At 72.0% G+C, this 8497-nt stretch carries 10 protein-coding genes and 1 pseudogene; 7 read left to right on the top strand and 4 right to left on the bottom strand.

The window, feature by feature from the left end:
* A partial coding sequence (locus tag KBY81_RS15635) for a DUF3352 domain-containing protein (RefSeq protein ID WP_254976998.1) occupies positions 1 to 811 on the bottom strand: 811 nt, incomplete at its 3' end.
* Positions 812 to 865: 54 nt separating this feature from the next.
* Here KBY81_RS15635 and KBY81_RS15630 point away from each other — a divergent pair.
* The 3 genes from KBY81_RS15630 (at position 866) to KBY81_RS15620 (ending at position 3105) form a co-directional block, all read left to right on the top strand.
* Positions 866 to 1228 (top strand): rhodanese-like domain-containing protein, encoded by a 363-nt coding sequence (locus tag KBY81_RS15630; RefSeq protein WP_254972311.1) that lies wholly within the window; start codon positions 866 to 868, stop codon positions 1226 to 1228.
* 81 nt (positions 1229 to 1309) lie between these two features.
* On the top strand, positions 1310 to 2320 hold the full coding sequence (locus KBY81_RS15625) for a heat-inducible transcriptional repressor HrcA (protein ID WP_106219327.1): 1011 nt from the start codon (positions 1310 to 1312) through the stop codon (positions 2318 to 2320).
* Positions 2320 to 3105: a proteasome-type protease gene (locus KBY81_RS15620; protein WP_015110394.1), complete on the top strand. Its 786-nt coding sequence runs from the start codon at positions 2320 to 2322 to the stop codon at positions 3103 to 3105. The genes KBY81_RS15625 and KBY81_RS15620 overlap by 1 nt, the downstream gene beginning before the upstream one ends.
* A gap of 16 nt (positions 3106 to 3121) precedes the next feature.
* Here KBY81_RS15620 and trpB read toward each other — a convergent pair whose 3' ends face one another.
* Positions 3122 to 4381, bottom strand: coding sequence for a tryptophan synthase subunit beta (trpB, locus tag KBY81_RS15615; RefSeq protein WP_106219328.1), 1260 nt, complete (start codon positions 4379 to 4381; stop codon positions 3122 to 3124).
* Positions 4382 to 4517: 136 nt separating this feature from the next.
* Between trpB and KBY81_RS15610 the strand changes: the two genes are divergently transcribed.
* The 3 genes from KBY81_RS15610 to cysC are packed head-to-tail and all read left to right on the top strand — an operon-like array spanning position 4518 to position 6515.
* Complete coding sequence (locus tag KBY81_RS15610) at positions 4518 to 5528, top strand: phytanoyl-CoA dioxygenase family protein (protein ID WP_254976997.1); 1011 nt, start codon at positions 4518 to 4520, stop codon at positions 5526 to 5528.
* Positions 5521 to 5844, top strand: coding sequence for a translation initiation factor (locus KBY81_RS15605; RefSeq protein WP_254976996.1), 324 nt, complete (start codon positions 5521 to 5523; stop codon positions 5842 to 5844). Before KBY81_RS15610 ends, KBY81_RS15605 begins: the two co-directional genes overlap by 8 nt.
* A 44-nt stretch (positions 5845 to 5888) precedes the next feature.
* The gene (gene cysC, locus KBY81_RS15600) at positions 5889 to 6515 is read left to right on the top strand and encodes an adenylyl-sulfate kinase (RefSeq protein WP_106219331.1); all 627 of its coding nucleotides are present in this window, start codon (positions 5889 to 5891) and stop codon (positions 6513 to 6515) included.
* Here cysC and KBY81_RS15595 read toward each other — a convergent pair.
* Both KBY81_RS15595 and purE read right to left on the bottom strand, forming a co-directional pair.
* The gene (locus KBY81_RS15595; RefSeq protein ID WP_181279940.1) at positions 6490 to 7575 is read right to left on the bottom strand and encodes an AI-2E family transporter; all 1086 of its coding nucleotides are present in this window, start codon (positions 7573 to 7575) and stop codon (positions 6490 to 6492) included. The genes cysC and KBY81_RS15595 overlap by 26 nt on opposite strands.
* 94 nt (positions 7576 to 7669) lie before the next feature.
* Positions 7670 to 8227: a 5-(carboxyamino)imidazole ribonucleotide mutase gene (gene purE, locus KBY81_RS15590; protein WP_254976995.1), complete on the bottom strand. Its 558-nt coding sequence runs from the start codon at positions 8225 to 8227 to the stop codon at positions 7670 to 7672.
* A gap of 48 nt (positions 8228 to 8275) precedes the next feature.
* Between purE and KBY81_RS15585 the strand changes: the two are divergent.
* A pseudogene (locus KBY81_RS15585) lies at positions 8276 to 8497 on the top strand (N-acetylglucosamine-6-phosphate deacetylase); the annotation flags it as partial.

Here is an 8497-nt window from a genome sequence, read left to right as displayed (position 1 = left end):
GCAGCAGACCGCCGGGCCGCTGGTCGGCGGCAGCCGGCAGCGGCAGCCCCAGCCAGCGCTCCAGGGCGTCCGGGGCCGCCTGCACCAGGGCGGCCCCGGTGCCCAGCCGCCGCAGCCCCTCCTGGAAGCCGGGCTGGCCGGCCTGGTTGAGCTCATCGATCTGGGACACGTCGAGGGCCTGCTCCAGCACCCCCCGTCCCGAGGCGATCAGGACGAGGTCGTCATCCACCAGGGCCGTGGCCAGGGGCATCGGCGTCCGGCCCAGCAGGGCCCCCCGGCCGCTGATCAGCCCCAGGCCCCGGTAGGTGCTGATCTGGAGATCCGTGCCCGCCAGGCTGCGGGTCTGCCAGAAACGCTGCAGAAAGCGGCGGGCGCCGCCGTCGTCCCGGCTACCCAGCACCAGCAGCCAGCCCCCCCGGCGGGTCGACCCCGCCGCGCCGCCGGCATCCGCCTCGAACAGGGCCAGACCCACCGGTGCCGCCAGCCAGGAGCTCAGCTCCGTCCCGTAGTCGAGACCGGCCGCGGCGAAGGCCCCGTCGCGCAGCCGGCCGACCGCCTCCGCCGCCTGGCGTCGCTGGCGGGGCGGGGCGACGGCCCGGGCGTAGTCGAGGGGCTGCTCGCCGTCGGTGAACAGGTGGAGGCTGAAGGGGGCGTCCCGGGGCACGAACTGGGCCGCCCGCGGCACCTCCAGCGGCAGCCGCTGGAGACGCAGGGCACTGCGCTGCCACACCAGCCACCAGCCACCGAGCCCCAGACCGAACACCACCAGCACCAGGGCCAGCAGCACCGCCAGGAATGGGCGGGCCTTCATGCGTTCTCAGCAGGATGGGACCATCCTGACGCCACCCCCCCTCCGACGCCCGCCATGGACGAGCCGACCCCTCCGGCCCCCCCCCGCAGCCTCTCCGCCATGGAGCTGCAGCGGCGCCTGGCGGAGGGGGAACCGCTCCGGATCGTGGACGTGCGGGAGGACCGGGAGCTCGAGGAGGCACGCCTGCCCCACCCGGTGGTGCATCTGCCCCTGAGCCGCTCCGGCGAATGGATCCCGGAGCTGGAGACCCTGCTCGACCGGCAACAGCCGGTGGTGGTGCTGTGCCATGCCGGCATCCGCAGCTGGCACTTCGCCTGCTGGCTGATGCAGGAGCAGGGCTACGGCGAGGTCTGGAACCTGCAGGGGGGTATCGACGCCTGGAGCCGGGAGGTGGATCCCCGGGTTCCCCGTTACTGAACCCCCTTCCACGGCGGAGGGCGGGTCCGTCGCACCTAGGATGAAGGTTCTGTTTAGCTTTTCAACTTTTCCCCCCATTCCTTGGACACGCTGCCGCGCCGACAACAGGAGGTCCTCCAGGCCACGGTGCGGCACTACGTGGACACCGTCGAACCCGTGGGCAGCCACACGCTGGTCCGGCGTTTCGGGCTGCCGGCCAGCCCCGCCACGGTGCGGACGGCCATGGGGGCCCTGGAGCAGCGCGGCCTGCTGACCCAGCCCCACACGTCCGCCGGCCGGATCCCCAGCCAGCGCGGCTACCGCCTTTACGTCGATCAGCTGCTGCCGGCCCCGGGGGCCGCCGCCCTGCAGCTGGAGCGCGAGCTGGCCGGCATCAGCCTGCAGTGGGCCGCCCTCGATGATCTGCTGCTGCACCTGGCCCGCCGCCTGGCCGATCTCACCGGCCTGCTCAGCCTGATCACCCGCCCCCAGCGGCCCAGCCCCCTGCTGCAGGCGGTGCGGCTCGTGCCCAGCGGCGACCGGCTGCTGGTGTTCCTCGTCCAGGGGCCCGATTTCAGCACCAGCCTCAACCTGCGCCTGGGCGCCGGGCTGGAGGAGGAGCTGCCGATCCTGGAGCGCTGGAGCAACCAGCAGCTCAGGGCCGGCGGCGACGGCCGCATCCCCTGGGAACGGCTGCCGGCGGAGCTGCGCCGCAGCGGCGGACTGCTGCGCCAGGCCCTCGACAGCCACGGCCGCATCCGCAGCGAGGAGCTCGATGCTGTGGTGGCCGCCGGCCTGGGCGGGCTGCTGGCCCAGCCCGAATTCCGCCACAGTTCCAGCCTGCTGCCCGTGGTGCAGCTGGTGGAGCATGGCCCCCGTGCCCTGCTGGGTATCACCGGCCCCCAGGCCCCGGTCGCGACCGAAGCGATCTGGATCGGCACCGAGCATCCCCACGCGGCCCTCGGCCAGTGCTCGGTGGTGCAGGCCACCTACCGCACGGGACACGGCGGCCGCGGCCAGGTGGGCCTGGTGGGTCCGATGCGGATGGCCTACGCCACCGCCCGCGCCGCGGTTCAGTCGGTGGCCTCGATCCTGGAGAGGCTGCTCAGCTGATGACCTATTGCCTCGGCTTCCTGCTCCACAGCGGCCTCGTGTTCGCCTCCGACTCCCGCACCAACGCGGGGGTGGACTACATCTCGAGTTACAGCAAGATGCACGTGCTGGCGCCGGCCCCTGACCGGCTGTTCGTGCTCATGGCGGCCGGCAACCTGGGCACCACCCAGGCGGTGCTCAACCGGATCCGCCGTGACATCGAGAACCATGGCGCCGGCCCCAGCCCCCAGTGGACCCGCCAGGACGACCCCCCCGCCGGGCCGAGCATGCTCACCGCCCGCTACCTGTTCGAGGTGGCCGACTACATCGGGCGGCTCAACGTGATGGTGCAGAAGGAGTTCAATCCCAACCTGCGCCAGGCGGGTGCCAGCGGCGAGGCCAGCTTCATCCTCGGCGGCCAGATCGCGGGCCAGCCCCACGGGCTCTACATGATCTATCCCCAGGGGAACGCGATCATGGCCACCGATGACACGCCCTTCCTGCAGATCGGCGAAACCAAGTACGGCAAGCCTCCCCTCGATTACATCGGCCGCCCCGACCTCTCCCTGGAGGATGCGGCGCGGCTCTGCCTGGTGTCGGAGATCGTCACAAGGCGCTCCAATCTCACCGTGGGGCCGCCCTTCGAGATCGCCCTGTTGCCCCGCGATGCCTTCAAGGTGACCCGGCACCTGAAGCTGGAGAAGGACGCTCCCGAGATCCAGCACACCATGGACGTCTGGGCCCGCCACATGCAGGAGGGGCTCAACAAGCTGCCGCGTTTCCCCTGGGAGCACGACCCCCTCTGAGGGCCCCAGGGAGGACCTACCCCGCCAGCCCGTCGCCCAGCTTTTCCGCCACCGTGTTGACGTCCTTGTCGCCGCGGCCGGAGAGATTGAGCACCACTTCGGTGCCGGGGGCCAGGGTGGGGCAGAGGGACTCCAGCCAGGCGAAGGCGTGGGCCGTCTCCAGCGCCGGGATGATGCCCTCCAGTTCGCTCACCCGCTGCAGGGCCTCCAGGGCCTGGGCATCGGTGACGGCGGCGTACTCGGCCCGGCCGATCTGGCGCAGGTAGCTGTGCTCCGGACCGACGCCTGGGTAGTCGAGGCCGGCGCTGATCGAGTGGGCCTCCTGCACCTGGCCCTCGTCGTCCTGCAGCAGCAGGCTCATGGCACCGTGCAGCACCCCCACCCGGCCCTCGGTGATGGTGGCGGCGTGGCGGCCGGTGGCGACACCCTCGCCGGCCGCCTCGACCCCGATCAGGCGCACGGAGGCGTCCTCGACGAAGGGATGGAAGAGCCCCATGGCGTTGGAGCCGCCGCCCACGCAGGCGATCAGCACATCCGGCAGCCGGCCGAAGGCCTCCAGGCACTGGCTCCGGGCCTCCTGGCCGATCACGGCGTGGAAATCCCGCACCAGCATCGGGTAGGGGTGCGGGCCGGCCACCGAGCCGAGGATGTAGTGGGTGCTCTCCACGTTGGTGACCCAGTCGCGGATGGCTTCGCTGGTGGCGTCCTTGAGGGTGGCGGTGCCGGCGGTGACGGGCTGGACTGTGGCCCCCAGCAGCCGCATCCGGAACACGTTCAGGGCCTGGCGGCGCATGTCCTCGGCGCCCATGTAGATGACGCACTCCAGGCCGAAACGGGCACAGACCGTGGCCGTGGCGACACCATGCTGGCCGGCGCCGGTTTCGGCGATGATCCGCTTCTTGCCCATCCGCAGCGCCAGCAGGGCCTGGCCCAGGGCGTTGTTGATCTTGTGGGCGCCGGTGTGGTTGAGGTCCTCCCGCTTCAGCCACAGGCGCGGACCACCCTCAGGCCGCTGGTAGTGGGCCGTGAGCCGTTCGGCCTCATACAGGGGGGTGGGCCGGCCCACGTAGGTGCGCAGCAGGTGATCCAGCCGGGCGGTGAAAGCGGGATCGGCCCAGGCCTCGGCCGCGGCCGCCTCCAGTTCCGCCAGGGCGGGCATCAGCGTTTCCGGGACGTACTGCCCGCCGAAGGGGCCGAAACGGCCCAGGCCATCCGGGCGGACCGACGGCTGCAGCTCGGCAGGATCGGCGCTGCGGGTTGGGGCGGTGCTGGTCACCGGCGCTGCGCAAGGGGAGATAATTCACCTTAGGGAGCCGCCACCCGGGGCGGCAGCGGCGGAGGGGCCATCCGGACGCCACCGGAGAACCCCGCACCGGAACGGCTGCCGACCGAGTCGCCCACGAACGCCACAGATGCTTCCCGCCGACTATCTGACCTCCCTGCCTCTGGCGGAACGCCTGTATCGACAGCAGCCGGAACTGGCCGGCCGGATCTACTCGGGCCCCGTGCTCGAGTTCCTGCGGGATGGGGTGGTGATCTTTCCGCAGGTGCTGGACCCGGAGCTCCTCGACCGGATGGACCGCGACCTCGAGGCCCTGCCGGCTCTGGCCCGCACCTCGCTGCTGCACGGGATGATCGGCATCGACGGCAAGGCGGAGCACTACGAGGCCCGGGTCCTGCGCAATCTGTCGCTGCTCGGCATCACCGATCTCCGCGATGCCGGCCCGGGGCTGAAGCTCAACGACCTGCACCGTTACTTCGAGGCGGCCCGCTCGCTGGCCTTCGCCGATCCCATCATCCATTTCCTCGATGAACTCTTCGGTTCGGCGCCGGGGCTGATCCAGACGCTCACCTTCTGGAAGAGCAGCGAGCAGTCCCTCCACCAGGACTTCTCCTACGTGCACCACCACAACCGCCTGGGCCACCTGGCCGCCGCCTGGATCCCCCTGGAGGACATCAGCGATCGGGCCGGACCGCTCGTCTACTACAAGGGCTCCCATCGGCTGGAGGCCGATCAGTTCTACGACTGGAACGGGGGCGGCATCCTCGCCAGCCGCGACGGCGATCCCCGCAGGGCGGCGGGTTACGGGCCGTACCTGCAGGCCCTGATCGACGCCCAGGGCTGGACCCCGAGCATCTACCTGCCCCGCCGGGGCGATGTGCTGATCTGGCACGGGGCCCTGATCCACGGCGGCACCCCGATGCGCGATCCCAGCCTCACCCGCCGGTCCTACGTCTGCCACTACACGGCCGCCGCCGGCCACAAGGCCCTGGCCCGGCACCGCGTCGGGGATGGCTACGACTTCTCCGACCCCCCCACCCTGCCCGAGACGATGCGCCCCAGGTCGCTGCCCTCCCGGCTGGTGGCCGCCACCGGCCGCCGCTTCAGGCGGCTGATCGCGGGAGGGCCCACCGATGCCTAAGGGGGGCTGGCGGGAGTTCAGCGGGCCGGACAGCCTGCAGCGGCCGGAGGCCGCCCCGGCCACGACGCCCCGGGCACTGCAGAAGGTGAGGGTGCAGCGCACCAAGGCGGGCAAGGGGGGAAAGCTGGTCACCGCCATCACCGGGCTGGAGGCGTCCGAGGCCGAGCTGCGCCTGCTGCTCAAGCGGCTGAAGGCCAGCGCCGGCACCGGTGGCACCCTCAAGGACGGGGTGATCGAACTGCAGGGGGACCACGTGGCGGCGGCTCTGGCCGCCCTGGAGAAGGACGGCTACCGACCGAAGCAGGCGGGGGGGTAGGGGAGAATGCGCCCCGAAGCCACCGCCCCGTTTCCGTGTCCGAGATGACCTCGCCGGCCAAGGCCACCAACATCGTCTGGCACCACTCCACCGTGACCCGGGCCGCCCGGGCCCACCAGCGGGGCCACCGCAGCGCCATCCTCTGGTTCACGGGCCTGTCGGGGGCAGGCAAGAGCACCCTGGCCAATGCGGTGAATTCGGCCCTGTTCGAGCAGGGGCTGGCCTGCTACGTGCTCGATGGCGACAACGTCCGCCACGGGCTGTGCAGCGATCTGGGCTTCTCGGACGCCGACCGGGAGGAGAACATCCGCCGCATCGGTGAGGTGGCCAAGCTGTTCCTGGATGCCGGCGTGGTGGTGCTCACCGCCTTCGTCTCCCCCTTCCGCGCCGACCGTCAGCGGGCCCGGGAGCTGGTGGAGGCGGGTGATTTCCTCGAGATCCACTGCGCCGCCGACCTGGCGGTCTGCGAACAGCGGGACACCAAGGGGCTCTACGCCAAGGCCAGGGCCGGCGAGATCAAGGAGTTCACCGGCATCTCCAGCCCCTATGAGGCCCCGGAGGCCCCCGAGCTGCGGGTGGCCACCGGCGAGCAGGGCCTCGAGGATTCGGTGGCCCAGGTGATGGCGGAACTGGAGCGCCGCGGCATCATTCCGGCTCCGGCGGAGGCCTGAGGGGTTCGGCGCGCAGGCGCAGCGCCCAGGCATCGAGGAAGGTCTTGGCGCAGCTGGCCACCGGCACCGCCAGCAGCAGGCCCAGTAGTTCCCCCAGCCCCATCAGCGCCCCCAGCCGGGCGCCGATCGGCAGGCTGATCAGCAGCCAGGCCGGCTGCAGCCCCACGATCGACCCCATCAGCCGCGGCTGGATCACCTGGTCGACCACCTGGCCGACGCTGATCGCCACCGCCAGCACCTCCAGGCCGGTGCGCGGATCCTCGAGGGCCAGCAGCACGCTCACCCCCACGATGGTGAGGGCACTGGCGTAGGGGATCAAGGTGGTGAAGCCGATCGCCACCGCGAACAGCACGCCGTAGGGAATCCCCAGCAGGGTGAACACCAGGCACTGGGCGCCGCTGAGGATCAGGGCCAGCACCACCTGGCCGGCGAAGTAGCCCCGGAAGGTGCGATCCAGGGTGCTGAGCACCAGGGCGCGGGTGCCGGAGGGAAGCCATTCCGCCAAGCCCCTGGCGATGCCTTCGCCCCCCAGCAGCAGGAACACCGCCAGCACCAGCACGATCACCGTGTTGACGGTGATGCTCACGGTGGCCCCCAGGATCCCCAGCACCTGCTGGCTCAGCTGGGAGGCGATCTTGCTGGTGCGGGTGATCAGATCGCTGCTCAGGCCGCCGAAATCGGTGGGCAGCCCCCGCTCGGTGGCCCAGCTCTGCAGCTGCCCCAGCAGGGTTTCCCCCTCCGCCAGCCAGCCCGGGAGGGCGAGCACCAGGTCGCCGAGCTGCTCCACCAGGCGCGGCACCAGCACCAGGGCCGCCAGCACCACCGCCGAGAGGCTCAGGCCCAGCACCAGCAGCAGGGCCAGGGCCCGCGGCAGCCCCCGCTGGATCAGCCAGCGGCTGGGGATGTCGAGCAGGAAGGCCAGCAGGGCCGCCGTCAGGAACAGGGCCGGGAACGGCGCCAGGGGCACCAGCAGCTGGCGCAGCACCCAGAGGTTGAGCACCAGCAGGGGCAGGGCCAGGGAGAACCGCAGCCAGGGGGGCAGGACCAGCCGCTCGAGCATCAGCGGGAGCGGGGCCTGGCCCCGGAGGATCGACGATCGCCGACCAGCTTGGCCTGCCGGACCGGCACCAGCCAGGGAAGAGGGGCCCGGGTCCTCATCCCCGGTCCATCTGCTCCAGGTAGGCGGCGCTGCCCAGGGCCTGGAGGCGCGCATCCTTGGCCACCACCTGGTCGTGCAGGCCCCGGCGGTAGGCCTCGAGGGCCAGCGCGAGCACCGGATCGGAGATCGCCAGCATCGCCGCCGCCAGCAGGCCGGCGTTGAGGCCGCCGCCGATCGCCACCGTGGCCACGGGGATTCCCGCCGGCATCTGCACGATCGAATGGAGGGAGTCGACCCCGGAGAGGGCCTGGCTGCGCACGGGCACGCCGATCACCGGGAGCATGGAGAAGGCCGCCACCATGCCGGGCAGGTGGGCGGCGCCGCCCGCCCCGGCGATGATCACCCGCACTCCCCGGGACGCGGCCGCCTCGGCGAAGGCCGCCATCTCCCGCGGGGTGCGGTGGGCCGAGAGCACCCGCACCTCGCTGGCCACCCCCAGCTGCTCCAGGATCCGCACGGCCGGCTCCAGGGTCGGCAGGTCGGAATCGCTGCCCATGACGATCGCCACCCGGGGCGCTGGGGCGTCGGCGGACGGGGCGGACTCGGGATCCATGGAGCGGGGGCGGCGAGGATGGCATTGTCCCGTCCCGCCGCTGCCCGGATGCGCTGGCTGACCAACCTGCGACTGGCGGGCGATGACCCGGCCCGGGCCGAGGCGGGCTGGCGCTGGCGGGTCGGTGTCGACGACGGCGGCAGGATCGCCCGGGTGCGGCCGACGCCGCCGGGCAGCCGGGCCGCCGGCGAGGACTGGGACGGCGACTGGCTGTCCCCGGGGGGGGTGGACCTGCAGATCAACGGCGGGCGGGGTCTGGCCTTTCCCGAA

This window comes from Cyanobium sp. Lug-B, assembly GCF_024345635.1.
In the GTDB taxonomy this organism is placed as follows: Bacteria; Cyanobacteriota; Cyanobacteriia; order PCC-6307; family Cyanobiaceae; genus Cyanobium; species Cyanobium minutissimum.
The sequence above is the reverse complement of the archived record's forward strand: the minus strand, read 5'-3'. Positions and strand labels throughout refer to the sequence as shown.